Raw genomic sequence first — 25622 nt, 5'->3', positions numbered from 1 at the left:
GGCCCCGATCCTGCCTGCCATTCCTGACCATGCGCTTAACTCAGGAAAATTTCCGTGCGCGTGCCATTCACCCTTCGCAATCGTCCTCATCCGGCCTATATCTGGACCAGCAGGAGACCCAATGAAAACGATCTTATCCCTTGTTCTGGCTGTATTTATCGCGATGCCCGTGACCGCACAGGACAGCGATACGGTACCGGCATCCGCCTCGATCCTCACGGCCGATACAGCCAATTTGAAAGATTTTCTCTGGCTCAAACGCCCTCTGGTGATCTTTGCCGATACGCCGGCCGATCCGCGATACATTGAACAGATGGGGTATATCACCGAGCGCCTCGATGTGCTGACCGCGCTCGATGTGGTGGTGATCACCGATACTGATCCTGACGCCCGCTCTGATCTGCGCAAAACGCTGCGGCCGCGCGGGTTTGGCCTCGTGCTGATTGGCAAGGACGGGGTGATATACCTGCGCAAGCCCGCGCCCTGGCACGTGCGCGAGATCATCCGCACCATCGACAAGCTGCCGATGCGCCAACAGGAATTGCGCGAGCGCCCCGGCGATAGCTGATCCTCGCGCGCCATCACCCGGCCCCCATCGCCACGATCAAAAGCCCGGCGGCGGGGTCCATCAGCACAAGCGCGCCTGTCTCCGCCTCCCATGCCAGCACTGCGCCCGGCTGTCCCAGCATGTGATGAAACGCACTCTCGCTCAAAGGGCCCATGCAGGCGCGCGCCTCAAGGCCTGCGCGTCGCATAGCCATCCCGATAGGCCGGTCGAAGTTGGCCATTGCCACCATGGCCCCATCAGGGGCCAGCCCCTGAGCGATCCAAGCCGCCTGACCACGCGCGGCGAGGGTGCGCGCCATCTCTGACGCTGACCCGACCACGGGCATCGCCGCCTTGATCCGCCCATCCGTTACACGATAGAGGCCCACGGCACATTGCATCGTCGCCGCAAATTCCACTGTTTCGCCCAACGCAAACCACGCCGCCAGCCGCCCGCGCTGCGCTGCCTCCGCATCCCGCGCACAAGCGGCAACGAGAGCGATAGCAGCGAGGCACGAAAGCAATCGCAGGTCATGGCGCAGGGTCAGATTCATCCCCTCACTCGAACTCCATGATCACGTCGTCCACGGCCAAGCTGTCGCCGGCTCCGGCGTTGACCTTCGCTACCACGCCTTTGCGCTCGGCGCGCAGGATGTTTTCCATCTTCATCGCCTCCACCGTGCAGAGCGCCTGGCCCTCCTGCACCTCGTCGCCCGGCGCGACATTGACCTTCACGATCAAGCCCGGCATCGGGCAGAGCAGCAGCTTGGATGTATCAGGCGGCAGTTTCTCGGGCATTAACGCGGCCAGTTCCGCCTGACGGGGCGTGCGCACATGCACCTTGAGGTCGGCCCCGCGTGTGCGAATGCGGAACCCACCGCTGATCTTGCCTACCTTGAGCACCAGAGGCTCACCATTAACGTCAAGCCGTGCTAGTTGATCGCCAGGTGTCCAATCGCTGGCAACGCGCAGCGTGTCCCCATCCTCGAAGCGCACAGTAGCGCCTTCACGGTCGGCAGCCACCACCACGGCAAAGCTCTTGCCCTGCACCGACACGATCCAGTCCTCACCGACGTGGCGCTCGTGATTGTCCATCCGCCCCGACACCCGTGTGCGCCGAATCTCGGCCACCCGGTGCATCGCCGCCGTGCTTGCCGCAATCGCGCGCAGCGCCTCTTCGGGCAGGGTGACGCCCGTAAACCCTTCGGGATACTCCTCGGCGATGAAGGCGGTGGTGATGTTGCCGCTGACGAAACGGGGATGATCCATCACAGCACTCAGGAACGGCAGATTGTGCCCGATACCCTCGACCTCGAAACTGTCGAGCGCCACCCGCATACCTTCGATCGCCTCGGCGCGGGTATGCCCCCAGGTGCAAAGCTTGGCGATCATCGGATCGTAATACATGCTGATCTCGCCGCCCTCAAAGACGCCGGTATCATTGCGCACCACGGCCCCCTCGATCGCCAGCTCCTCGGGTGGGCGATAACGGGTCAGACGGCCAATCGAGGGCAGGAACCCGCGATAGGGATCCTCGGCATAAAGGCGGCTCTCCATCGCCCAACCAGTCAGCTTCACATCCGCCTGGGAGAGGCTCAGCGCCTCGCCATTCGCCACACGGATCATCTGCTCCACAAGGTCCACGCCGGTGATCAATTCCGTCACCGGATGCTCAACCTGCAGGCGCGTGTTCATTTCCAGAAAATAGAAATTCCGCTCTCCATCGACGATGAATTCCACGGTGCCTGCACTGGCATAGCCCACCGCCTGAGCAAGCGCCACGGCCTGCTCGCCCATCGCCTTGCGCGTCGCCTCGTCCAAAAACGGGCTCGGGGCCTCCTCGATCACCTTTTGATTGCGGCGCTGAATGCTGCATTCCCGCTCGCCCAGATAGATGCCGTTGCCATGGGTATCACAGAGCACCTGAATTTCGATATGGCGTGGTTGCGTGACGAATTTCTCGATGAAAATCCGGTCGTCTCCGAAACTGCTTGCGGCCTCGTTCTTGGAGGATTGAAAGCCCTCGCGCGCCTCCTCGTCATTCCACGCGATCCTCATTCCCTTGCCGCCACCGCCCGCAGAAGCCTTGATCATCACCGGATAGCCGATCTGGTTCGAAATCGTCACCGCCTCTTCGGCATCGGCAATCAGGCCCATATAGCCGGGAACGGTGCTGACCCCGGCCTCTTGCGCGATCTTCTTCGAGGTGATCTTGTCACCCATCGCCTCGATGGCACCCACCGGTGGGCCAACAAAGGCCACGCCTGCAGCCTCAAGTGCCTGAGCGAACTTGGGATTCTCGCTCAGGAACCCATAGCCCGGATGCACAGCCTCGGCACCGGTTGCCTTGATTGCGGCCATCACCTTGTCGATGACGATATAGCTCTCGGACGCGGCGGCTGGTCCGATATGCACCGCCTCGTCCGCCATGCGCACATGCAGCGCGTTGCGATCCGCATCGGAATAGATCGCCACTGTTGCAATCCCCATCTTGCGCGCAGTCTTGATCACGCGACAGGCAATTTCACCGCGATTGGCAATCAATATCTTCTTGAACATCTTCCGTCCCTTCCTCTCTTATCGGCGCGGCCCTCAGGCGGCGCGCCGGTTTTCTTCTGGCACAACAAGAAAGCCACCGGCGCGAAGTGCACCGGTGGCTTGAATGATAGGGTCTTGGCCGACAGGCAGAGGGTCGAATGACCGACCTTGACTCAGGTTGTCAGCAGCGGCTCGGATAGGCTTGGCAATAGACCACGTTTCCCGCAGCCCCGACTGCTGCGCCGGTGACGACGCTGCCGCCAACCACTGCTGTCGTAAGCGCACCGGCACCGCCACCGATGAGCGCCTGCTCCGGAACGGTGTCACCGCAGGCGACCAGAGCGCCAAGCGCCAAAACACCAAGGGCCGGAGCAAGGCCACGCGGTAGCTGAAGTGTTCGAAGTCTTTGCATGTGGAACGTCCTCTTGTCAGATCGCATGAGAATTCCATGCCATAGAACGTCACTTGGCGGTCCGCGTCAAAGCGATTGCATCGCCTCCTCACATCATCGGCGAACCCCCGCGCATGCGCACCCAGACGCGCAAACATCGAATTCTCAACGAAAAAAGAGGGCGATCCATGCACGCCCGCACAGGATCGCCCCCAGGGGGAAGGGCGGCGGGATCGACGCAATGTCAAAACCTCTGGGGAAAGGACTCCCGCCACTTCGATCACCTTGCCTGCAACCGCGCCACGCACCAAGCGTAGTTTCAGCCAGATACCCGCATGAGCAGAGCCTTGCCTATTTTCATTCCCCATAGGCAGAACGTCGCGCATCCGACGCTGCGCCCCCCGAACTCTGAGATGATGCGGGCGCGCAGGGCTCACAAGAATACCTCCGGAAATGACTCGCGCGCGACCTCGAGGTCCAAGACCAAAAGCGCCTCATAACTTGTGGCATCAAAAGGGGTATCGACCGCTTTGACTTCGCGGCCCAAAAGCCAGCTGAGCCGCCCGGCATCGAGATTGCCACGCTCAAACGGCTCTTCGCCGAAACACTCCCAGATCGCGCGCACAAAGGCGGCGTCTGCCCGTTTGTCAGCGGGCTTACGGTCGCGGTAACGCTCGCGCGCAATCAAGGGAGTGGCCCCCTTCGGATTCGCGCGTCTGATGGTGAACTGAAAGTCAGATCCCGGCAATCGCCCGGGAAAACCGCGATGTTTCAACATGTTGCGCCCTCCGAAATATAAGGGCACTGCGCGGTTATTAATCTTGTGGACGGGACGGCCCCGAGGGTCCGTCCCGCGCCTAGCCCAATGGGCTTACTTGTACTTGCCGGTCTGAACGGGCTCGGTCGTGATCGGCTCGACCACAACGAACTCTTCTTCTGCAGGCTGTGCGCATGCTGCGACGACGGCGATGAAACCGATTGCGAGAATGCTCTTGACGCTTTTCGACATGTATATCTCCTGTCTCTCGTAACTTCATGAAGAGACGCGCAAGGACACCATGTCCCTGCCCGTCTCAAGGGCGAGGTAAAGGTCGCTTGGGTGCAACCTTGACGCAGCTTATCGGAATTTTCAGGATTTGAACATCTGTCATCACCAATCCCGTGCGTCTGTGTCCCCAAAGCCTCAGTGCTTCCAAGGCGTTGATTTCGCGGCGCAAGATTTTGCGTTCTCATTAAAACATCTCCCAGATACAGGCGCCTTCCTGCGGCCTGTAGGCCTCAAAGACCTGAATGACATCAGGGTCGAAAACCCCGAATTCTGACGGTCGGTCCGCCAGCGAAATAACAACCTGAGCGGGCATCGGCCCAGTGCTTGCCAATCGCGGCAGGGCGTAGCTCTCGCACAGCCAGACCAGATCAGCCAGCACCGTTTCGAGCTGCGCATCCGTATCACCGACCCCGGCGAATCCTTCGGCCACAAACCTAAAACGATAGGTAAGCCCCAAGCCCGGCCGGTCCGTCAGCACCTCCTGCACTCGCGCGGTCAAGCCCGAGGGCAGCGGCAGCGCCTCCTCCTGCGCTGCCGCCCCTTGGGCGAGCGCCAGCCCGACGCTCAGCGCCACAGCCTGCCCCGCCCGTCCCATCAAAACCGCCCCATCCACCGCGCGCGTTTCGCCTCGTCCTCCAGCACCTGAGCAATGAGTGCCTCATACCCGATCCGATCAAATCGGCCCATTACCGCCCCTCCGGCCCGAACATGCATCGACCGTTCGTCTCGACGCACCTGCACTGCCGGTGCGAAACCTCGCAGCGATTGCAGAGCCCGCCACAGGTCTTGGCGCACCAGATGCGCCAAGCGCCGCCGCCCCGTCGTTCCCGACAGCACCGTCTCCACCGCCAGATCGAAGCGCACCGGCATCCGCCGCGCAACTGTGAGTGCGCCGCCCCCCTTCTCTTCGATCACATGCCAGTGGCTACGACCCATGCTGCTCCTCCGTGCTTCATCTGGCCACAAATACCTCGGGGGTCTGGGGGCAGAGCCCCCAGTCCTCACCACTCAGAGCGGAATGTTATCGTGCTTTTTCCATGGGTTGCTGAGCTTCTTGTTGCGCAAAGACGCAAACGCCCGGCTGACGCGCATCCGCGTGCTGCGCGGCTGAATCACCTCGTCGATAAAACCACGCTCGGCGGCCACGAAAGGATTGGCAAAGCGGCCTTCGTAATCCTTGGTATGCGCCGCGATCTTTTCGGGTGATCCCAAGTCGGCGCGGTGGATGATTTCGGTGGCACCCTTTGCCCCCATCACTGCAATTTCCGCCGTGGGCCAGGCATAGTTGAAATCGCCCCGCAGATGTTTGGAGGCCATCACATCATAGGCCCCGCCATAGGCTTTGCGGGTGATGACCGTCACCTTCGGCACCGTGGCTTCGCCATAGGCAAAGAGAAGTTTCGCGCCATGCTTGATCACGCCGCCATATTCCTGACCCGTGCCCGGCAGGAAGCCCGGAACATCGACAAAGGTCAGGATCGGAATCTCGAAGGCATCGCAGAACCGTACGAACCGCGCCGCCTTGCGGCTGCTGTCGATGTCGAGGCACCCCGCCAATACCATCGGTTGATTGGCCACCACCCCCACAGTCTGCCCTTCAAGACGAATGAAGCCGGTGATGATGTTCTTGGCGAATTCCGCCTGAATCTCGTAGAAATCCGCCTCGTCCGCGACCTTGAGGATCAGTTCCTTCATGTCATAGGGGGTGTTGGCATTGTCGGGGATCAGCGTATCGAGGCTCTGCTCCACCCGCCCCGGCTCGTCAAAGAAGGGACGCACGGGGGGCTTCTCGCGGTTGTTGAGCGGCAGGAAATCCACCAGACGCCGCACTTCGGCCAAGGCCTCTACATCATTTTCGAACGCCCCGTCAGCCACGCTCGACTTGCGGGTATGCGTCGATGCGCCGCCCAATTCCTCGGCGGTGACCACCTCGTTGGTCACGGTCTTGACCACATCGGGACCGGTCACGAACATGTAGGAGCTGTCACGCACCATGAAAATGAAATCGGTCATGGCCGGGCTATACACAGCGCCGCCTGCGCAGGGACCCATGATCAGGCTGATTTGGGGAACCACGCCGCTGGCCATGATGTTGCGTTGAAAAACCTCAGCATAGCCTGCAAGGCTGGCGACACCCTCCTGAATCCGCGCTCCACCCGAATCGTTGATGCCGATGACTGGTGCGCCGTTCTGCATCGCCATGTCCATGATCTTGCAGATCTTCTCGGCATGTGTTTCCGACAGGGACCCACCGAAAACGGTGAAATCCTGGGAAAAGACATAGACCATACGACCGTTGATCGTGCCCCAGCCGGTGATCACACCATCGCCGTAGGGGCGCTCTTTCTCCATCCCGAAATCGGTGCAGCGGTGCGCCTTGAACATGTCGAACTCTTCAAAGCTGCCCTCGTCGAGCAGCAATTCGACCCGCTCGCGCGCCGTCAGTTTACCTTTGGCATGCTGCGCATCGATACGGCGTTGCCCCCCGCCCAGGCGGGCTTCGGCGCGGCGGTTCTCCAATTCCTGAAGGATGTCTTTCATAGCACTCCCCTTGCGATGTTGCGCGCAGCATAGAGTTTGAAAGGAATGGCTCAAAGCAGAATTGGGCAAATTTGCAAATCATCGCAAATAATATTTTGAAAATCTGTAAAATTGCGAATTTATGCGCTGCCTAATGGACTTCCTCGCGGGCCGCTCCTAGCCATGCCCCATGAACCGCGCTCAGACACCCAAGTATCTCGACCGCACCACCCCGCCGCACCTCTCGACGCTGATCCTGCTGGCGGGGCTGTCGGCACTCGCCATGAACATCTTTCTCCCCAGCCTGCCGGGGATGACCGCACATTTCAACACCGAATACCGGCTGATCCAATTGTCGGTCGCCCTCTATCTTGGGGTCAATGCCGCGCTGCAACTGCTGATGGGACCAATCTCGGATCGGTGGGGGCGGCGGCCGGTCATTCTCTGGGGGCTCGGCCTCTTTCTTGTGGCCACCTTGGGCTGCATCTTTGCCCCCAATGTCACGGTTTTTCTGACTTTTCGCATGGTTCAGGCAAGCGTGGTAGTCGCCATGGTCCTGTCGCGCGCCATCGTGCGGGACATGGTGCCCCAAGACCGCGCGGCCTCGATGATCGGCTATGTAACCATGGGCATGGCCGTTGTGCCGATGATAGGCCCGGCCTTTGGCGGGCAATTGGATGAGGCCTTTGGCTGGCAGGCAAATTTCTGGGCGCTCTTCGTGCTTGGGGCCGCGCTCTTTGTGGTCTGCTGGCGTGACCTAGGCGAGACCGCGCCGCTCTCAGGGCGAACCCTGATGCAGCAGTTCCGGGATTATCCTGCTCTTCTGACGTCGCGACGTTTCTGGGGCTATGCACTGGCGGCGGGGCTGAGCTCGGGGGCGTTCTTTGCCTATCTGGGCGGCGCACCCTTTGTTGGGGATCGCGTATTCGGCCTGCCCCCGTCCACTCTGGGGCTGTTGTTCGGCGCCCCGGCGATCGGGTATTTTCTGGGCAATTTTGCCTCGGGGCGGTTTTCCATGAGGATTGGCGTCAACCGCATGGTGCTGTGGGGCACGCTGTTCAACGCAGGCGGCATCGCGCTCAATCTCATGCTGTTTCTTGTGGGCTTGGGTACGCCGTTGACGTTCTTTGGGCTGATGACATTCATGGGCCTAGGCAACGGCATGGTGATCCCCAACGCCACTGCCGGGGCCCTCTCGATCCGCCCAGACCTCGCAGGCACGGCAAGCGGGCTGTCGGGCGCGCTGATGATCGGCATCGGCGCGGCTCTCTCGGCGCTTGCGGGCACGCTGCTGACCCCCGGCAGTGGGACCTATGCCCTGCTTGGGCTGATGCTCTCGACGGCGCTTGCCGCGATCGCGACGATCCTCGCGGTGATCCGCCGGGAACGCAGACTGGGGCTGTCGACATAGCCGGTCACTGCGGATCACGAGTTCTTTATCCCCTCTGGCCTGACCCCGGCCTTGCCCCCAAGTCTATGTGACCGACAGGAGAGGAGACCAAGATGACTCGCCGCAAATCCCTATATCGCCCCGCGCCTGCGCGCAGAAATCGCGAATTCATGCCCTACCAGTTCAACGATTGGGCGGCGATTTGACGGACGCACGCGACCCGAGCGCAACAGTTCGTCCATAATGCGGGGGATAAGCGCGTTTTGAATTTTCACCCCGCCAAGACCCCTCCTATAACAGGAGCGGTATTCTCAGGAGGTTCCCAATGATCCATCGCCGCACATTCATGGCCACTGGTCTCGCTGCCTTGGGCACTGCATCCCTTGCCAATGCATTTGAACTTGACCCAAGGTTCATGCCGCAAGAGGTGGCGTTCGATCCCGTCTATCAACCCGGCCAGCTGATCGTGCTGCCGCGCGCGCATTTTCTCTACTTCGTAACAGAACCCGGTCGAGCCCGCCGTTACGGCGTGGGCGTGGGCAAGGCCGGGCTGGAGTTCACCGGCACCGCCACCATCAGCGTCAAGAAGAAATGGCCGACATGGCGCCCGACGAACGAAATGATCGAACGCGATCCTGCTGCCTACGGGCGTTTCAAGGGCAATGACTATGTGCAGCCCGGCGGTGCGGGCAATCCGCTCGGGTCTCGCGCGCTTTACCTTTTCCAGAACGGACGCGACACCTACTATCGGATTCACGGCACGACACAGCCCTCGTCCATCGGGCGGTCTGTCTCGAACGGCTGTATCAGGATGATCAACGAGCATGTGCAGGACCTATATGATCGGGTCCCCATCGGAACGGTTGTCACAGTTCTGTAATCTTGATTTTCGCACGGTGAATCGGCATATTTTATCGTGCGACGTTACCACTATCGACCATCTGTCCTTTTCGGCTCAGTCACTCGATCTTGTATGACTTTGCCGGGTTGCCGCACTTCCGCGGGCAACAAATACAGAAGGAATCAGTAAGATGGCGACTGGCACCGTGAAATGGTTCAATGCCACCAAAGGCTATGGCTTCATCGCGCCCGATGGCGGCGGAAAGGATGTATTCGTACACATCAGCGCGGTTGAGCGCGCAGGCCTGACCGGCCTTGCCGACAACCAAAAGGTCAAGTTCGACATTGAGGCGGGCCGCGACGGGCGCGAGTCTGCGTCCAATATAGTTCTCGCCTGAGCACCGCCTGAGGCCGACAGGGGGTAAAAATCCCCCTGCACATCCTCATCGCGCCCGCGCAGGGCGCGATATTCATGTTTATGGGTTTTGCGCCCCCCTCGTGTTTCCCCTTGAAACCACATGCCCAAACCATGACATAGAGCGTGCATCAGGAGGCGAACCATGGCGCTCCCCGTCCGGGAACAGATGAAATATTGGGGCGCGGCCACGGCCGTGTTTTTTGTGGTGTTATGGTTCCTCGGGGACGTGATCCTGCCGTTTGTTCTGGGCGGAGCCATTGCCTATTTCCTTGATCCGGTAGCAGACCGTCTAGAGAGGCTGGGCCTAAGTCGCGCCGCCTCGGTCGTGGTTATCACACTGATTGCCATTCTGGCCTTTGTCGTGATTGTCCTGTTGATCGTGCCAACGCTCGTCAGTCAGACCGTGGCGCTCTTCAACGTGGCACCTGAACTGGCGCGCGATCTACACGGATTTCTCAGCACTCATTTCCCGACACTCTTCGATCCTGACTCGGCGCTGAACAAGACGCTGCTGTCCTTGGGCGAAACCATTCGTGAACGTGGCGGCCAATTGCTCGAAACGATCCTCAGCTCTGCCGCCTCCATGGTCAACATATTGATTTTGATTGTAATTGTCCCCGTTGTGGCAGTTTATCTGCTGTATGATTGGGATCACATGGTTGCCGAGATCGACAATCTTTTGCCGCGCGACCATGCGCCTGTGATCCGCAGGCTGGCAGGCCAGATCGACAATACGCTGGCCAGTTTCATCCGAGGCATGGGCACCGTCTGTCTGATCTTGGGCACCTATTACGCGGTCGCGCTCATGCTTGTGGGGTTGCAATTCGGCCTCGTGGTGGGCGCGATTGCGGGCCTGATCACGTTCATCCCCTATGTCGGATCCATTGTCGGCGGCGTGCTGGCGGTGGGCCTCGCGTTGTTCCAGTTCTGGGGGGATTGGGTCAGCGTCGGCATGGTGGCGGCCGTCTTCGTCTCGGGTCAGGTGATCGAAGGCAATTTTCTGACACCCAAGCTGGTGGGATCCTCGGTGGGACTGCATCCGGTCTGGCTGATCTTCGCACTCTCGGCCTTTGGCGCACTCTTTGGCTTTGTCGGGATGCTTGTAGCCGTACCAGTGGCCGCGTCGCTCGGAGTGATCGCCCGCTTTGCGTTGGAGCAGTACCGCGACAGCCGCCTCTACCGCGGGCTGGAAAGCATTGACCGCGAATGACACCGCGCCAACTCAGTTTTGACCTGCCGGTGCGTACGGCACTGGGGCGCGAGGATTTCTTTGTCTCGCCCTCAAATGCCGAAGCTGTGGCAATGATAGAGGGCTGGCAAGGCTGGCCCGGCCGCAAGCTGATACTTGCGGGTCCTCCTGGGGCGGGCAAGACCCATCTGGCGCATGTCTGGGCCGCCCTCTCGGGCGCCCGGATAATCTCAGCCAAGGACCTGTCCCATGTCGATATTCCAACGCTTGCGACAGGCGCGATTGCAGTTGAGGATGCCGATCAGTTGGCAGGGGATGGCCCTGCCGAAGAAGCGCTCTTTCACCTGCACAATCTCGTATTGGCTGAGGGCCACACACTCTTGCTGACGGCTGAGCGCCCACCGAACCTCTGGTCACTCGGCCTGCCCGATCTGCAAAGCCGCATGCAGGGCACGATGCTCGCGCAACTGCGCGCGCCGGATGACGCCCTCTTGGCCGCCGTGCTGACCAAGCTCTTCGCCGACCGCCAGATTGCTCCCAGCCCGGACACGATTCCCTATCTCGCACGGCGGATGGATCGCTCCTTTGATACGGCACGAGAGGTGGTCGCGATGCTTGATGCCACAGCGCTTGAGGAAGGCCGTGCAATCACCCGAGCGCTCGCCGCGCAAGTGCTGGACAAATTGGCGCATTAACGCCACGCTGCGTCACCGTTCCGTTACATCTCAAAGCCATAAGCTTCTCATGACCCAAGCAGATTTTCTTAAACACCCCGCGCCCGAAGCCGTCGAAATGACTGATCTGGATCTGACCGGTCCGGGGCGTTTCTTTAATCGTGAACTCAGCTGGCTGGGGTTCAACTGGCGAGTGCTGGAGGAAGCACAGAACAGCCGCGTTCCACTGTTGGAGCGGCTGAGATTTTTGTCGATTTCAGCCACCAATCTTGATGAATTTTACAACGTGCGCGTGGCAGGTCTGCGGGAATTGGCGCAAGCGGGCAATACGACCCCTGCGGCGGATGGCTTGTCCCCGGCAGAGCAGCTTGTGCTGATCAACGAGAATGCCCGCAAACTGTTGGCCTCTCAGCAAGAGACCTACGACACACTTCGCCGCGAGCTAGAGGCCGAGAGGATTTCGATCCTCGATCACGGCTCTATAGAGGAGGGAGACCGGGATTATCTGGCGGATGTCTTTCTCAACAAGACCTTTCCGGTGCTCTCGCCTTTGGCGATTGACCCTGCGCATCCATTCCCGTTCATCCCCAACCTCGGTTACAGTCTTGCGCTTCAACTGGAGCGAAAGGCCGACAAGAGACCGCTTCAGGCGCTTTTACCGATTCCGCAACAAATCGCGCGGTTCATCCCGCTGCCTGCATCCGAGGGCACTTATCGGTTCCTGCCTCTGGAAGAGTTGCTCTTACTACATTTGCACAGTCTCTTTCCAGGCTACAGGTATAAGAGCCATTGTGCCTTTCGCGTGCTGCGCGACAGTGATCTAGAGGTCGAGGAAGAGGCCGAAGACCTCGTGCGCGAATTCGAGGTGGCGTTGAAGCGCCGCCGCCGTGGGGAAGTGGTGCGGATGAAGATTTCGGCCAACGCGCCCGAGGATCTGCGCCGTGTCATCATGCAGGAATTGCACGTCATCCCCGAAGAGGTCGTCGAGGTCGAAGGCATGATCGGTCTGGCCGACCTCAAGGAGTTGGTGCTCGAATCGCGCCCAGATCTTCTATGGCCTCCCTTTACTCCGCGTGTGCCGGAGCGGGTACAGGACCATGGCGGAGATATGTTTGCGGCGATCAGGCAAAAAGATATGCTGCTTCACCACCCCTACGAGACCTTCGACATGGTGGTACGCTTTCTGACACAGGCCGCGCATGATCCCGATGTGGTGGCGATCAAGCAAACTCTCTACCGCACTTCGCGCAACTCGCCCATCGTAGAGGCCCTCTGCGAGGCAGCGGAGGATGGCAAATCTGTCACCGCGCTCGTGGAACTTAAGGCGCGGTTCGACGAGGCGGCCAATATCCGACAATCTCGGCGGCTGGAACGGGCCGGGGCACATGTGGTCTATGGATTCATCGACCTCAAGACCCATGCCAAGATTTCCACCGTGGTGCGCCGCGAAGGCGAAAATTTGGTGACTTATACCCATTATGGCACCGGTAATTATCACCCGATCACTGCACGCATCTATACGGATCTCAGCTTTTTCACCTGCGATACCAAGCTCGGACGAGACGCGACAAAGGTGTTCAATTACCTCTCCGGCTATGCCGAGCCCGAAGGTCTGGAGAATCTTGCCATTTCGCCCAAGTCGCTCAAACCCCGCCTGCTCGAACTGATCGAGCGTGAGGCCGAGCATGCGCGCGCCGGCAAGCCGGCGGCAATCTGGGCCAAGATGAATTCGCTGATCGAGCCCAACATCATCGACGCGCTCTATGCAGCGTCCGAAGCAGGGGTCAAGATCGACCTCGTCGTGCGCGGCATTTGTGGATTGAGGCCTGGCATCAAGGGATTGTCGAGCAATATCCGCGTGAAATCCATCATTGGCCGGTTCTTGGAACATTCTCGCATCGTGTGTTTCGGCAATGGCGCAGGGCTGCCCTCGAAAAAGGCGCGCGTGTTCATCTCGTCCGCCGACTGGATGGGGCGTAACCTTAACCGCCGGGTCGAAACTCTGATCGAGATCGAGAACCCGACCGTCAAGGCGCAGATCGTCAGTCAGGTCATGGCCGCCAATATGGCGGACGTTGCCCAAAGCTGGGTGATGGCCCCCGATGGCAGTTTTAGCCGCCCGCCCGCGATCGAAGGCATGTTCGCTTTTAACTGCCATCGCTTCTTCATGGAAAACCCCTCGCTTTCGGGTCGTGGCTCAGCTGGGGCGTCGGATGTGCCCAAGCTTACGCACACGGACGATTGACCCACGCGCGCCTCTGTCGCATAGAGGAGGCGCGAAAGACTGGGACGGACATGGACGGCACCAACGATCCAAGAGAACCCGACGGCGGCCCATTTGGCCGCCCCCTGTTCGATAGCCCCTCCGCGCGAGCGCTGAGTCGCGTGGGCGTGGTTGATGTGGGCTCAAACTCTGTGCGGCTTGTGGTGTTCGACGGAGCAGCCCGCAGCCCGGCCTATTTTTACAACGAAAAGATCATGTGCGGCCTTGGTGCCGGCATGTCTGAAAGTGGACGTCTCAATCCTGCGGGGCGCAAACGCGCTCTGGAGGCGCTCAAGCGGTTCAAGATGCTAGCCGAGGGGATGGACACAGGCCCATTGGTCATTGTCGCCACCGCCGCCGTGCGAGAGGCCAGCGATGGCGCGGACTTTTGTGCCGATGTCGAGCGGGAAACCGGTCTGAAGCTCTGGGTGATCGACGGGCGCGAAGAGGCGCGGCTGTCGGCACAAGGCGTGCTCTTGGGGTGGCCCGGTTCTTACGGCCTTGTCTGCGACATCGGCGGTTCGTCCATGGAACTGGCCGAAATCAACGGCGGCACGGTGGGAGCAAGGGTTTCATCCCAGCTTGGCCCGCTCAAACTGCGCGACTTCAAAGGCGACAAGAAAGAGCGGCGCGCCTATATCCGCCAGGTCCTGAACGAGATGCGCGCCGAACTGGGCGAGCAGAACAACCGCCTCTTTCTGGTGGGTGGCTCGTGGCGGGCGATTGCCCGGATTGACATGGTGCGGCGCAAATACCCGCTGCATGTGCTGCACGAATATCGTATGACCCCTGCTGATGTGCGCGCGACCATCAAGTATATCGAGAAGCTAGACGTCGAAACGCTGCGCGCGCAATCTGGCGTCTCTATGGCACGGATCGAGCTTGTGCCACAGGCAATCGAGGTCCTGGGCGAGCTGATCAAGACCTTCAAGCCGCGCGACATCGCCGTATCGAGCTATGGCATTCGCGAGGGCTTGCTCTATGAGCAGATGCCCCAGATGCTGCGTGACCGTGATCCCCTGATCGAGGCCTGCCGCTTTGCCGAACAAAAGGATGCACGCCTACCCGGTTTTGGCAAGGTGATCTATCATTTCATCCTGCCACTGTTCAAATCCGCCAAGCCAGAGCGACGCCGCCTGATCCGTGCGGCCTGTCTTTTGCATGATGTAAGCTGGCGCGCCCACCCTGATTACCGGGCGGAGGTCTGTTTTGATAACGCCACCCGCGCCAATCTGGGCGGGCTCAAACATTCAGAGCGGGTTTATTTGGGTCTTGCCCTGTTGCACCGATACTCGAACAAGCGTGACGGCAGCCGCTTTGCCGATCTGGACGGGTTGCTGAGCGAAAAGGACCGCCATGAGGCCGAAGTTCTGGGCAAGGCCATGCGCTTTGCCGCGATGCTTTGGCTCAAACGAAATGCGCATTTGGGGGAATTGCGATGGTTCCCGCAAAAGAAGGTGCTGGAATTACGCCTATCGTCAGAAGCGGCACCGCTTTTTGGCGAAGTGGCGCAGGCGCGTTTTGCCTCGCTCGCCACAACACTCTCGGCGCGGATCGTGATCAAGACACCAAGTTAGCGACGCCTTGACGCTCAAAGCTCGATTTCGCCGTCTGGCGTAGGGCTTTCCTGCATTTCTTGTGGGGTCTTGCGACGCAATAGGATATCACCATTCGGCAAAACCTCTGGCGCGTGAAAGGCGCTGAGATCGCCGATTTCGCCCATCAGGTCGCGCAGCGCCGGGCCCATTTCCTCGACGAACTGGCGCAGTGCGGGCTCCATCTCTTGGGCGCGATCGCGAAGCCCTTCAAGCGCCGGGCCCATCTCGCGCTGTATCCCCTCAAAAAAGAGGCGCGCCCCCTCTTCCATGAGGGATCGGCCCTGCTCTTCTTCCGTCACGTCCTGCGCGGCAAGGGGGGCCGCGGCAAGCGCGGACATCAGACAAACGGTTCTGATCAGGTGTATTGGTGTCATGAGTTTCATATAATCGCTTCGAGGTACGATTTTAAGATCACAATTCAATATCGAGACTGACCGGGAAATGGTCTGAAGCAACGAGCAGCGCCTCACGCAACTCTTTGTTGTCCCAGCAGACCGGATCGTCGAACGGATGCCAGATGCGCCAGGCTGGACGGCGCGCCATGAGGTCCGGCGAGATCAGGATATAATCGAGCAGTGCCTGCATATATCGCCGCTGGTCCCGTAGATAGAACCGCGCCGAAGTATGAACCGCCCCAAACCGCCGTAACAGCGCCCCGCGCGCATGCGGATCATACAGGGCCGCGGCGGTGTCCTGCCCTTCACCCATGATAATTTCGACCGAGGAGCGCCCGAAAAGATGCTCATATTCATCAAGCCCCGGACCATCGTTAAGGTCCCCCAGCACAATCAGCGAGTCATCAGCTGCAAGATGTGCTTCGATCCTTTGACGCAGCCAGACCGCCTGCGCCAATTGCTTGCGTCGATTGGTGATACCGATGCGGATCGCCTCGTCGCGCCCTACAGCGCCATGGGGGGCCTTGGATTTCAGATGCGCCCCGATCAAGCGCAGCCTTTGGCCGGCGGTCGTGGTCAATTCCACCTCAAGAGGTGGTTTGGAAAACGTGACACGATCCGCGCGGTCATCAATGTCAAGGTCGATCCGAAAGACCCCATCAAAGCGCGGCGGCGTGTCCCCGCTCCCGGTTGTCGCCCCTTGCGGATCATGCCGCCCGCTCAGAACATCCGGATCATAGAGCAGCGCGAGTTCCTGTTGCGTCTCATTGGCAAAGCCGATCAGCGCCCGTCGCGCCCGAAGCTGCATGAGTTTTGCAAAATTTTCCAATGCCTTGACCGTACTGCGGCGGCCATTGTCATCGGGTGCCTCGACCACCAGCACCGCATCTGCATCCAGTGCCGTGAACACGATCCCGAGCGCTGCCAGCTGGTCTGCGCGAGTCACGTTGTAGCGCGCGGACCATGCGCCATCTTCATGGGGTTGCCCCTGATCGTCAAAGAGCGCGTTGAACCATTCGACGTTATAGGTGGCGATCCGCATGGGCGCGGGCCTCGCTGATCTCTTCCCAAGCGCGGTTGATGTCCACCAGCCGTCGCTCTGCCAGACGGATCGCCTCTGGCGGCACCCCGCGGGCCTGCATACGGTCCGGATGGCTCTCGCGGACCAGGTCGCGCCAGGCCTTGCGCACCTCGTCCATCGGCATATCCGGTGTCACACCCAGAACAGACCAAGGATCGGGGGTTGCATCCGGTACGAACCGCGTCCGCAGAGTTCGAAAAGTGGACGCAGGCAGCGCAAAAATCTCGGCCACACGGGCGAGAAATTCATCCTCTTTCGCGTGATAGACCCCGTCCGCCATGGCAATGTGAAAGAGCCCCTCCATCAGGTCACAGAGCGTTCCGGGCTGACCCTCGAACATGCGGGCGATGCGGCGGGCGTAATCTTCGAAACCGGCCACATCCTGCCGCGCAAGGTTGAACACCCGGGCGGCGTTTCCCTCATCCGCCTCGGCAATCTGGAAAACCTCGCGAAAGGCTGTGACCTCGTCGCGTGTGACCTGCCCATCGGCCTTGGCCATCTTGGCCGAGAGCGCGATCACTGCGATCGTAAAGGCCACGCTACGTTCGGGCGGGGTGCGCAGGCGGTCGAAAACAGCGCTCAGGCCCTCGCCATTGGCAAGGGCTGACAAGGCTTCTGAGATGCGGACCCAAATCGACATGGGCGTTACCCTAGACCCATTCCCGGTCCCTGTCAGTGCAAACCGTCACAGGATTTTCTGCAAAAGCACCAAATCCATCCAGCGCTCGAATTTTCGCCCTACCTCGGGCATGCGTGCCACTTCGGCAAATCCTATGGCACGGTGAAAGGCGATGGCGCCCAGGTTTTCGCCGCTGACGCCAGCGACCAGCACATGCATATCCGCCGCGCGCGCCACCTCCTCCAGTCGCGTCATCAGCGCCCGCCCGATGCCTTGACCGTGCGCCTCGGAGGCCAGAATGACCGTGTGCTCAGCGGTGTGTGCATAGCCCGGCCCCGACCGGAACGCGCCGTAGCTGGCAAATCCCAGCACCTTGCCCGCCTTCTCTGCCACCTGAAACGCCGCACCACGCGCGGCCATGTCCGCTGCCAGGGCCTCGGGCGTCTTTTCCACCGTGGTAAAGGTGACGGAAGTGTCGCGAATGAGCGGGTTCCAGAAGGCAAGGATCTGGGGAATATCGCGCGGGTCTGCCTGTCTAAGGATCATTCGATCACCCTGAGGCCATGAGGCGTTTCAAATTCGGCACGCAGACCCGTTGGACCGGTCTCGAAGACCACGCGTGCATCCTGCAACTCCGGTCCGAACATGGCCTTCAGGGCGGCGGCCTCTGGATGCGAGACCACCAGCCGCGATAACCGCGCGCCGGAGGGTGCAAGTCGCGCCGCCGGATGCGCCGCACCCTGCCACTCGATCAGTGCCGGAAAGAGATTGTCCATCGGGAGCACGCCGGACCCCGGAACCGCCATCCGCCACCGTAAATCGCCACGTGCCAAGTCCACCGCCTGCCCCGCACCCGGATGCCGCAAGAGGGCCCCATCCAGATCATCGACCGCGCAAATCCAGTTGTGCAGGCGAGGGTCACCAGAGAACCGATCCAAATCGAACCAGCGCGGATACGCGGGGGCCGGAGCGTCCGGGTCAATCGCGATCACCTCGAGATAGAGGCCATCTTCCAGTCCGAGGAGGAGGTTATGCGTGCCGAAATGCGCATGTTGGCCACCGGGCTGCAAGCGCAGTCCAAGCGCCGCCTCGACACGCGCCCGCCCAGCCTCGAGGCTCTCTGCCGCGACCGCCAGATGGTCGAGCCGCATCATACCTCTACCCCAAGCAGCGCCCGAACCTGCGCCATGAAATCCTCGCCGCGCTTTTCAAAGTTGTCGTATTGGTCGAAACTTGCCGCCGCCGGGGCCAACAACACCACATCCCCCGGCTCTGCATCGCGCATCGCACGGGCCACCGCCTCTGACATCGTGGTGCACACCTCAGTATCCACATCCCCCAACCCGATGGCAAACTGCGCCGCTTCGCGTCCGATCACATAGGCCCGGCGCACATGCCCAAGGCCGGGGGCCAGCCCGGCCAATCCACCGTCCTTTTCCAGCCCGCCGCAGATCCAGCGGATTTTGTCGAATGCCAACAGCGCCTTGAGCGCGCTGTCGACATTGGTGGCCTTGCTGTCATTCACAAAGATGACGCCATCCTTTTCCGCCACGCGCTGACTGCGGTGCGGCAGACCGGCATAGCTGTGAAATCCCGCCTCGATGACGCGCGGGGCCAAACCGAGAGTGCGGCAAGCGGCATAGGCGGCGCAGGCATTCTGATGATTGTGCGATCCCGGAAGCCCCTTGACACCGCGTAGGTCGATGGACCCCACCTGACGTCCATGGCGATATTCGCTGAGGAACCCCTTGCGCGCAAAGACCGACCAGCCAAAGCCGGTCAGCTTGCGATCCACCGAAATGCGGATCACCCTGTCGTCATTGGGCCCCTCGGCCATCTGCCCCGCCAGATAGAGCCCCTCGGCCTCGTCCACGCCGATCACGGCCCGGTCCGGCCCGCCTTCTGCGAACAGCCTGCGCTTGGCGGCAAAATACCCCCCCAGGCCGGCGTGACGATCAAGATGGTCGGGCGAAAGGTTGGTAAAGACCGCCACATCGGGAGTCAGTGCGCGCGCCAGATCGGTCTGATAGCTGCTCAGTTCCAGAACAACGACGCCACCATCCTCGGGCGGGTCGATGTCGAGCACGCCGCGACCGATATTGCCCGCAAGCTGCGCCGCGCGCCCCGCCTCGCGCAAGACATGGTGAATAAGGGCGGAGGTGGTCGATTTGCCGTTGCTGCCAGTCACGGCAATCACCTTGGGGGTCACGTCGAACTCATCCCAATCGTCTGTTGCGAGTGAGCGAAAAAAGAGCCCGATGTCATTATCCACTGGAACGCCTGCGTCCAGAGCTGCGGCGATCACGCGGTTGGGAACGGGATAAAGATGCGGGATGCCGGGGCTGACAATGAGAGTGGCGACCCCGTCAAAGGCGCCTGCGCGCGTCAGATCAACGGTCGCAAATCCCTCGGCTTCGGCCGCAGCGCGCGCCGTTTCGCTATCGTCCCAGGCCAATACCTCGGCCCCGCCCGCGCGCAGGGCCCGCGCCGCCGAAAGGCCTGAGCGGCCCAGCCCCAACACAGCGACCTTGGCGCCCGCATATCCTCTGACCGGAATCATTCTTCTCCCCCCGGGGCTGTTGCGCCCCTTCTCGCCCATGCCCGCGTATTTGCGCCGGGACCGGGGCAAGATGCAAGCGTCGGCCCGCAGGCAAGCAAGCCCGCTCAAGCGTCGAGTTCGGCATCCCAGTAGAGATAATCGAGCCAGCTTTCGTGCAGATGGTTCGGGGGGAATTTGCGCCCTTGATTGCGCAATTGCTCTGCGCCCGGCATACGTGGCGGTTTGCGCAGGCTCAGGCCCGATTGGCGCAGGCTTTTGGAGCCCTTGCGCAGGTTGCACGGGCTACAGGCCGCCACAACATTCTCCCAGCTTGTGACCCCACCCGACGCGCGCGGCACCACATGGTCAAAGGTCAGATCGCCCTTGGAGCCGCAATACTGACACATGAATTCGTCGCGCAGAAATAAATTAAAGCGCGTGAAGGCCACGCGCTTTTGGAGTTTTACGTAATCTTTCAACACAATGACCGAAGGTATGCGGATCACCGTGCTCGGGCTTCGGACCCAGTGATCGTACTCAGCGACGATATCCACCCGATCTGACCAAGCCGCCTTGACCGCCTCTTGCCACGTCCAAAGCGACAGCGGGTAATAGGAGAGCGGGCGATAATCCGCGTTCAGCACAAGTGCCGGAAAATGCCTCAAAGAGGCAGGCTCTCTTACGAATTCGGTCCTGAAATCGCCGTCCATCTGACTGACTGTCCTCTCACCCCGGTCGTCAGGGGCGCAGGTGCCAGAGCGGGCACCTGACCCCGTCCTGAGTCCACTATATATCGTCATTGTACTCTGACAAGTGCGATATGTAGCGCTCGATGACGGGATGTCTAATAGGCCAAAGTAACTGTCCCATGACAGATTGTTCAGGCGGCCACTTCTGTCGCCTCGCTGGCCTGCCGCTGCCAGAGCGCGGCGTAGCGCCCCTGCCGCGCAAGTAGATCGGAATGGGTGCCCTCCTCCACTACAACACCTTGATCCAAAACCACAATTCGATCTGCATTGGCGACAGTGGATAAACGATGTGCAATCATGATCACGGTGCGCCCTTCGGCCGCACGCGCGAGAGCGCCTTGAATTTCCCGTTCGGTCTGGGTGTCGAGCGCACTCGTCGCCTCGTCCAACAGCAGGATTGGTGGATTTTTGAGCAGAGTGCGTGCGATTCCCACGCGTTGCTTTTCGCCCCCCGAGAGCTTTAGCCCCCGCTCTCCCACCTGCGTCGCGTAACCCTCTGGCAAACTTGCGATGAAGTCGTGAATCTGAGCTGCGCGCGCGGCCTCTTCGATCTCGGACTGTGTGGCCCCGGCGCGCCCATATCCGATGTTATAGCCGATGGTGTCGTTGAAAAGAACGGTATCCTGCGGCACCACGCCGATAGCGGCGTGCAGGCTCTCTTGGGTGACATCGCGCACGTCTTGACCGTCGATCAGAACACGACCCGCCTGCACGTCGTAAAAGCGGAACAGAAGACGCCCGATAGTTGACTTACCCGACCCCGAGGGGCCAACCACCGCAACCGTTTGCCCCGCCGGAACATCGAGCGTAACGCCCTTTAGGATCGGTCTATTGGCGTCATAACCAAAATCCACATCCGCCAATCGAACAGCGGCACCTTTAACTTTTAGAACATCTGCGTCCGGCTTATCCTCAACATCTCCTTCCTGCTCTAACAAATCGAACATTTCGGACATATCGACCAAAGCTTGGCGGATCTCACGATAGACTGTGCCCAGAAAGTTGAGCGGCATGGTGATCTGGATCATATAGGCGTTGACCATGACGAAATCGCCCACGGTCATGCTGCCCGATTGCACCCCCATTGCAGCCATCACCATCACGATCACCAAGCCGCCGGTGATGATCAAGGACTGGCCGAAATTCAGAAAGGCCAGCGAATAGGAGGTCTGAAGCGCGGCCTTTTCATAGCCCGCCATGGCCGCGTCATAGCGACTGGCCTCACGCCGTTCCGCACCGAAGTATTTGACGGTTTCAAAGTTCAGCAGGCTGTCGATCGCTTTCTGGTTGGCTTCGGTGTCCTGATCGTTCATTTCCTTGCGCAGGCGCACACGCCATTCTGTGACTTTGAAGGTAAAAGCCACGTAGGTTCCGATCACGGCGACGACCACGACCAGATACCAGATGTCGAAGATCACAGCGAGCACGATGCCGATCAACGTCAGCTCCAGGACCAAAGGGCCGATGGAAAAGAGCAGGAACCGCAGGAGAAACTCAACCCCTTTCACCCCACGCTCAATGATTCGACTGAGACCGCCAGTCTTGCGCGTTATGTGGTAACGCATTGACATTGAATGAATATGTTGAAAAGTCTTGAGCGCCAAGGCACGCAGGGCGCGCTGCGCCACGCGGGCAAAGATCACATCGCGCAACTGTTGGAAGCCCACGGTCATCAGCCGCGCCATGCCGTAGGCGACGGTCAGTCCGACCGCACCAGCGCCCAACATCCAGGCAGCCGATTGCCCGTCTCCAGCCAGCATGTCGACGGCGGCCTTGTAGAAGAAAGGCGTGCCAACGCCGATAAGCTTGGCCACGACCAGAGACATCAACGCAAACACCACACGGCGTTTGACCCAAGGTTGATCGGCGGGCCAGAGATAGGGGGCCACGCGACGAACGGTACGCCAGCCCTTGGTGGGGGCATCGGATGTGGTAATTCTGGCGTGGCGCATGGGCTGGCCTTTTCAATCCCTTGCCTTAGAGATAGCCCTGAGACAGGGTGATTGCCACAAGGGATTATTGTGGCAGGGCAAAGACTTGGCCGGGATAGATCAAGTCTGGATCGCGGATGCGGTCGCGATTGGCCTCGAACACGCGGACATAGAGCACACCTTCGCCATAAGCCTCACGAGAGATTGCCCAGAGGGTCGAACCGGGTTGGACGGTGATGGCGCGGATTGGGGTACTCTCGGCTGTTTGCGCGGCGGTCAAAACAGCCTGATCCTCGCGTTTGAAAGGGGTTTCCACCCGTGAGGTGACGGTACCAGTCGTGTCCACCTCGTCGACGCGCAGGGTGTAGACGCCGGTATCGACCTCGGGCAAGGCGGTGGTCCAATCCCCGGACGGGGAAACGGGGGAGGTCACAATCGGATCATTATCGAGATAAATGCGAACGAATCCAGTGCCTTGTGCCCGGCCCGAAAGCTCGACATCACCGTCGGGAGAATAGGTGATGGCATCGAGCGCGACATTTGACATAACGTCCGGCGCGCGATCCACCGAGGGGGTTTGCAGGACGCGCACGCCAGAGTCATCGGTCAAGAGAACGGTTTGGCTAGGTTGTGTTACATCTTGCGCCGCGGTCGCTTGGTCAGGAGATTTCCCTTCCTTTGCAACTGTTTGCGCCTCGGAGCTTACGAGCGGCACTTCGGCGGGCGCCGGTGCGTCAGCAAGATCAACGGGTGTGGGCGCGATGATGATTTCGTCTTGGGACGCCAGTTCTTGCCCTGACGGTTCAGAGCGCATTCTGAGTGAGAGGACACGCGGCGCGGCGCTGGTAGGAAGATCAAGGAACTGCACGAATTTCCCTGCATTATCAGAGAGAACTGAGCCGACATTGATGTTGTCCAACAGGATTGCCACCTGCGATCCCGGCTCTGCCTGACCGGCGATGATCATCTGGCCACCGGGCTCGAGCCGGAAGGTGTCGATCGTCGGGGCCTCGGGCATCGGCGGGGTCGGGGCAGGTTCGGGTATCGCGAGGGCTGGCGCCTCGACGGTTTCGACCACGGGGGTAATTTCTGGGGTGGGTTCGGGCTGAGCGCGTAACCAGAGCGCCGCCAAAACTGCGCCGATCACCGCCAGTCCGCCAAGACCCATGACCGATCCAGTGCCCAAGCCACCGAATTTGCTCATCTTTTCAAAAATCCCCCTCTCGCGGCGCGTTGGCCGGTTGTCCGAGAATAGCAACAAGGCTATCACGGGTCAAAGCAACCCTGCATGTGCCCGGAGTGATTTCATGGCCGCGCGTTCTGTCTGTGTCTTTTGCGGCGCACGTCCCGGCAACGACCCCATATATATGCAAGAGGCAACCGCCGTCGGCCAGATGTTGGTGACCGAAGGCTGGCGGCTGGTTTATGGCGCAGGGGATGTCGGGCTGATGGGGGCCACGGCGCGCGCGGTGCAGGACGCGGGAGGCGAGACCTTTGGCGTTATCCCGGCGCATCTCGTGGCCTGGGAAGTGGGCAAGCGGGACCTCACGCAATATATTGTGGTCGAGACCATGCATGAACGCAAGAAGGTGATGTTCATGAACTCGGATGCCATCGTGGTTCTACCGGGTGGCGCGGGATCTCTGGATGAGTTTTTCGAAGTCCTCACATGGCGGCAACTCGACCTGCATCAAAAGCCTATTTTCATCTTGAATACAGATGGTTATTGGACACCTCTGATGCAATTGCTGGATCATGTGGTGACACAGGGTTTTGCCGGAGAAAACGTGAAATCTTTTGTCCAAAGCTTTGATTCTCTTCAAGATTTGAGGATCGCTCTGCGCGCCGCCCTATCCTGACGCAGGCTGGCGGTGGTGTAAATCGCCAAAGCAGACCAGATCATGCCAAAGGCAATAGCGTGCCAGAAACTGAAGACTTCGCGAAATAAGAGTGTCGCAACAAGGAATTGCAGGCTGGGGTTCATGTATTGAACCAACCCCACCGTAGCCAGGGTGATGCGTTTGGTGGCGTAGCTGAACATGATGAGGGGGGACGCGGTGAGGATGCCGGAAAAGGCCAAGAGCAGGCTGTCCTGCCAGTTTGTGCCAAAGGCGCCGTGACCGTCAGAGTGGAACCACCACAAAACCCCCAAGGCAATGGGGGACAGAAGCAGCACCTCGGCCGTGACGGAAACCACTGGACCCACGGAAAGCCCTTTTTTAACAAGACCATAGAAGCCAAAGCTGGTGGCCAGTATAAGCGCGATCCAAGGTGGGACGCCAAGGCCGATGGTCAGGGTTATGACCGCCGTCGCGGCTAGCGCCACGGCAAAAAGCTGTGCCTTTCCAAGACGTTCGCGAAAGGCAATGGCCCCCAGAAGCACGGCGACGAGCGGGAAGATGTAGTAGCCCAAAGAGGCCTCGACCGCCTTGCCGATCTGAATCGAGGTGATGAAAACGAACCAATTGGTCGAGATCATCAGCGCGGCAAAGCCAATCAAAAGCACCGATTTTCTTGCGCCAAGGGTCTGACGCAAAACGGAAATTCGCCCTTGCACCAAGAGAACGAGCGCAAAGAAGATGAAGGACCAGAGGGTGCGGTGGGCGAGAATTTCGATGGGCGGAATATGATCGAGCAGCTTGTAATAGATGCCCGACAGCCCCCAAACCGAGCAGGTAGCGACCATCGCCAGAATACCCTTGGTCGCTTCGCGCATGTGACTTGCCCCTCAGTTCCGATGTGTTGAGTGCTGCCGCATGTGACCGGTGGGGGCAAGGGCAAACCTTAAGGTCCGTAAGGTTTGTAAGGTTATTTTGTAAGGTCTGGCGGCAGATGTCGGTTTGCACGGGCGTGAGCCTAGAGCACGATGCGTCTGATCAGGTTCACATCGCCC

27 protein-coding genes are annotated in these 25622 nt (G+C 60.2%); 9 read left to right on the top strand and 18 right to left on the bottom strand.

All coding sequences use genetic code 11. The features are described from left to right. The first annotated feature begins 121 nt into the window (after positions 1 to 121). Entirely contained in the window at positions 122 to 568 is a 447-nt protein-coding gene (locus ROSMUC_RS10975) for a DUF4174 domain-containing protein (RefSeq protein WP_037272893.1), read from the top strand. Positions 569 to 581: 13 nt separating this feature from the next. Here ROSMUC_RS10975 and ROSMUC_RS10970 read toward each other — a convergent pair whose 3' ends face one another. The 8 genes from ROSMUC_RS10970 to ROSMUC_RS10940 form a co-directional block, all read right to left on the bottom strand. Continuing rightward, positions 582 to 1100 carry a hypothetical protein gene (locus tag ROSMUC_RS10970; protein WP_037272891.1) on the bottom strand — a complete coding sequence of 173 codons (519 nt, stop codon included), beginning with the start codon at positions 1098 to 1100 and terminating at the stop codon, positions 582 to 584. A 4-nt stretch (positions 1101 to 1104) separates the two neighbouring features. Then, positions 1105 to 3105, bottom strand: a complete 2001-nt coding sequence (locus ROSMUC_RS10965; protein ID WP_037272889.1) for an acetyl-CoA carboxylase biotin carboxylase subunit — start codon at positions 3103 to 3105, stop codon at positions 1105 to 1107. 160 nt (positions 3106 to 3265) lie between these two features. Then, positions 3266 to 3496: a hypothetical protein gene (locus ROSMUC_RS10960; RefSeq protein ID WP_075571733.1), complete on the bottom strand. Its 231-nt coding sequence runs from the start codon at positions 3494 to 3496 to the stop codon at positions 3266 to 3268. Between the two features lie 412 nt (positions 3497 to 3908). Then, positions 3909 to 4253 carry a hypothetical protein gene (locus ROSMUC_RS10955; RefSeq protein ID WP_037272887.1) on the bottom strand — a complete coding sequence of 115 codons (345 nt, stop codon included), beginning with the start codon at positions 4251 to 4253 and terminating at the stop codon, positions 3909 to 3911. Between the two features lie 93 nt (positions 4254 to 4346). Then, entirely contained in the window at positions 4347 to 4484 is a 138-nt protein-coding gene (locus tag ROSMUC_RS21020; RefSeq protein ID WP_170062562.1) for a hypothetical protein, read from the bottom strand. A 223-nt stretch (positions 4485 to 4707) separates the two neighbouring features. Continuing rightward, positions 4708 to 5118 (bottom strand): DUF6497 family protein, encoded by a 411-nt coding sequence (locus tag ROSMUC_RS10950; protein ID WP_052115322.1) that lies wholly within the window; start codon positions 5116 to 5118, stop codon positions 4708 to 4710. Then, positions 5118 to 5459, bottom strand: coding sequence for a hypothetical protein (locus ROSMUC_RS10945; RefSeq protein WP_037272885.1), 342 nt, complete (start codon positions 5457 to 5459; stop codon positions 5118 to 5120). The genes ROSMUC_RS10950 and ROSMUC_RS10945 overlap by 1 nt, the downstream gene beginning before the upstream one ends. A gap of 72 nt (positions 5460 to 5531) precedes the next feature. After that, positions 5532 to 7064 (bottom strand): acyl-CoA carboxylase subunit beta, encoded by a 1533-nt coding sequence (locus ROSMUC_RS10940; RefSeq protein WP_037272882.1) that lies wholly within the window; start codon positions 7062 to 7064, stop codon positions 5532 to 5534. Positions 7065 to 7233: 169 nt separating this feature from the next. Between ROSMUC_RS10940 and ROSMUC_RS10935 the strand changes: the two genes are divergently transcribed. The 7 genes from ROSMUC_RS10935 to ROSMUC_RS10905 all read left to right on the top strand — a co-directional run bounded on the left by ROSMUC_RS10935 (position 7234) and on the right by ROSMUC_RS10905 (position 15394). After that, complete coding sequence (locus tag ROSMUC_RS10935) at positions 7234 to 8454, top strand: multidrug effflux MFS transporter (RefSeq protein WP_037272880.1); 1221 nt, start codon at positions 7234 to 7236, stop codon at positions 8452 to 8454. 304 nt (positions 8455 to 8758) lie between these two features. Beyond that, positions 8759 to 9313 carry a L,D-transpeptidase gene (locus ROSMUC_RS10930; RefSeq protein WP_206018444.1) on the top strand — a complete coding sequence of 185 codons (555 nt, stop codon included), beginning with the start codon at positions 8759 to 8761 and terminating at the stop codon, positions 9311 to 9313. Between the two features lie 151 nt (positions 9314 to 9464). After that, a complete protein-coding gene (locus ROSMUC_RS10925) occupies positions 9465 to 9671 on the top strand; it encodes a cold-shock protein (protein WP_008280544.1) in 207 nt (68 codons plus the stop codon). A gap of 162 nt (positions 9672 to 9833) precedes the next feature. After that, positions 9834 to 10901 carry an AI-2E family transporter gene (locus ROSMUC_RS10920; protein WP_037272877.1) on the top strand — a complete coding sequence of 356 codons (1068 nt, stop codon included), beginning with the start codon at positions 9834 to 9836 and terminating at the stop codon, positions 10899 to 10901. Continuing rightward, a complete protein-coding gene (locus ROSMUC_RS10915; protein WP_037272875.1) occupies positions 10898 to 11575 on the top strand; it encodes a P-loop NTPase family protein in 678 nt (225 codons plus the stop codon). The genes ROSMUC_RS10920 and ROSMUC_RS10915 overlap by 4 nt, the downstream gene beginning before the upstream one ends. A 49-nt stretch (positions 11576 to 11624) precedes the next feature. Then, positions 11625 to 13799, top strand: coding sequence for an RNA degradosome polyphosphate kinase (locus ROSMUC_RS10910; RefSeq protein ID WP_037272873.1), 2175 nt, complete (start codon positions 11625 to 11627; stop codon positions 13797 to 13799). Between the two features lie 50 nt (positions 13800 to 13849). After that, positions 13850 to 15394, top strand: a complete 1545-nt coding sequence (locus ROSMUC_RS10905; protein WP_037272870.1) for a Ppx/GppA family phosphatase — start codon at positions 13850 to 13852, stop codon at positions 15392 to 15394. A gap of 14 nt (positions 15395 to 15408) precedes the next feature. Here the strand turns inward: ROSMUC_RS10905 and ROSMUC_RS10900 are convergent, their stop codons facing one another. From ROSMUC_RS10900 to ROSMUC_RS10860, 9 genes are all read right to left on the bottom strand, one after another. Next, positions 15409 to 15753, bottom strand: coding sequence for a hypothetical protein (locus ROSMUC_RS10900; RefSeq protein WP_245875159.1), 345 nt, complete (start codon positions 15751 to 15753; stop codon positions 15409 to 15411). Positions 15754 to 15826: 73 nt separating this feature from the next. Continuing rightward, a complete protein-coding gene (locus ROSMUC_RS10895; protein ID WP_037272868.1) occupies positions 15827 to 16852 on the bottom strand; it encodes an endonuclease/exonuclease/phosphatase family protein in 1026 nt (341 codons plus the stop codon). Then, positions 16833 to 17531, bottom strand: coding sequence for a molecular chaperone DjiA (locus ROSMUC_RS10890; protein WP_037272867.1), 699 nt, complete (start codon positions 17529 to 17531; stop codon positions 16833 to 16835). The genes ROSMUC_RS10895 and ROSMUC_RS10890 overlap by 20 nt, the downstream gene beginning before the upstream one ends. 45 nt (positions 17532 to 17576) lie before the next feature. Continuing rightward, positions 17577 to 18056 carry a GNAT family N-acetyltransferase gene (locus ROSMUC_RS10885; RefSeq protein WP_037272864.1) on the bottom strand — a complete coding sequence of 160 codons (480 nt, stop codon included), beginning with the start codon at positions 18054 to 18056 and terminating at the stop codon, positions 17577 to 17579. Continuing rightward, entirely contained in the window at positions 18053 to 18664 is a 612-nt protein-coding gene (locus ROSMUC_RS10880) for a VOC family protein (RefSeq protein WP_037272862.1), read from the bottom strand. Before ROSMUC_RS10880 ends, ROSMUC_RS10885 begins: the two co-directional genes overlap by 4 nt. After that, positions 18661 to 20070: a UDP-N-acetylmuramoyl-L-alanine--D-glutamate ligase gene (gene murD, locus ROSMUC_RS10875; RefSeq protein ID WP_037272860.1), complete on the bottom strand. Its 1410-nt coding sequence runs from the start codon at positions 20068 to 20070 to the stop codon at positions 18661 to 18663. Before murD ends, ROSMUC_RS10880 begins: the two co-directional genes overlap by 4 nt. Before the next feature lie 104 nt (positions 20071 to 20174). Next, positions 20175 to 20759: an HNH endonuclease gene (locus ROSMUC_RS10870; RefSeq protein WP_037272858.1), complete on the bottom strand. Its 585-nt coding sequence runs from the start codon at positions 20757 to 20759 to the stop codon at positions 20175 to 20177. Positions 20760 to 20929: 170 nt separating this feature from the next. Then, positions 20930 to 22750, bottom strand: coding sequence for an ABCB family ABC transporter ATP-binding protein/permease (locus ROSMUC_RS10865; RefSeq protein WP_037272856.1), 1821 nt, complete (start codon positions 22748 to 22750; stop codon positions 20930 to 20932). Between the two features lie 64 nt (positions 22751 to 22814). Then, positions 22815 to 23933: a LysM peptidoglycan-binding domain-containing protein gene (locus ROSMUC_RS10860; protein ID WP_245875158.1), complete on the bottom strand. Its 1119-nt coding sequence runs from the start codon at positions 23931 to 23933 to the stop codon at positions 22815 to 22817. Between the two features lie 103 nt (positions 23934 to 24036). On the opposite strand from ROSMUC_RS10860, the gene ROSMUC_RS10855 reads away from it, so the two are divergent. Then, positions 24037 to 24588: an LOG family protein gene (locus ROSMUC_RS10855; RefSeq protein ID WP_037273023.1), complete on the top strand. Its 552-nt coding sequence runs from the start codon at positions 24037 to 24039 to the stop codon at positions 24586 to 24588. On the opposite strand, the gene rarD is transcribed toward ROSMUC_RS10855, so the two are convergent. Further along, entirely contained in the window at positions 24549 to 25445 is an 897-nt protein-coding gene (gene rarD, locus ROSMUC_RS10850) for an EamA family transporter RarD (protein ID WP_037272855.1), read from the bottom strand. The two genes, ROSMUC_RS10855 and rarD, sit on opposite strands and share 40 nt — an antisense overlap. Positions 25446 to 25622 lie beyond the last annotated feature (177 nt).

It is taken from the genome of Roseovarius mucosus DSM 17069 (assembly GCF_000768555.3).
GTDB lineage: Bacteria > Pseudomonadota > Alphaproteobacteria > Rhodobacterales > Rhodobacteraceae > Roseovarius > Roseovarius mucosus.
Note: the sequence above shows the minus strand (reverse complement) of the source record. Positions and strands in the feature narration are given on the sequence as shown.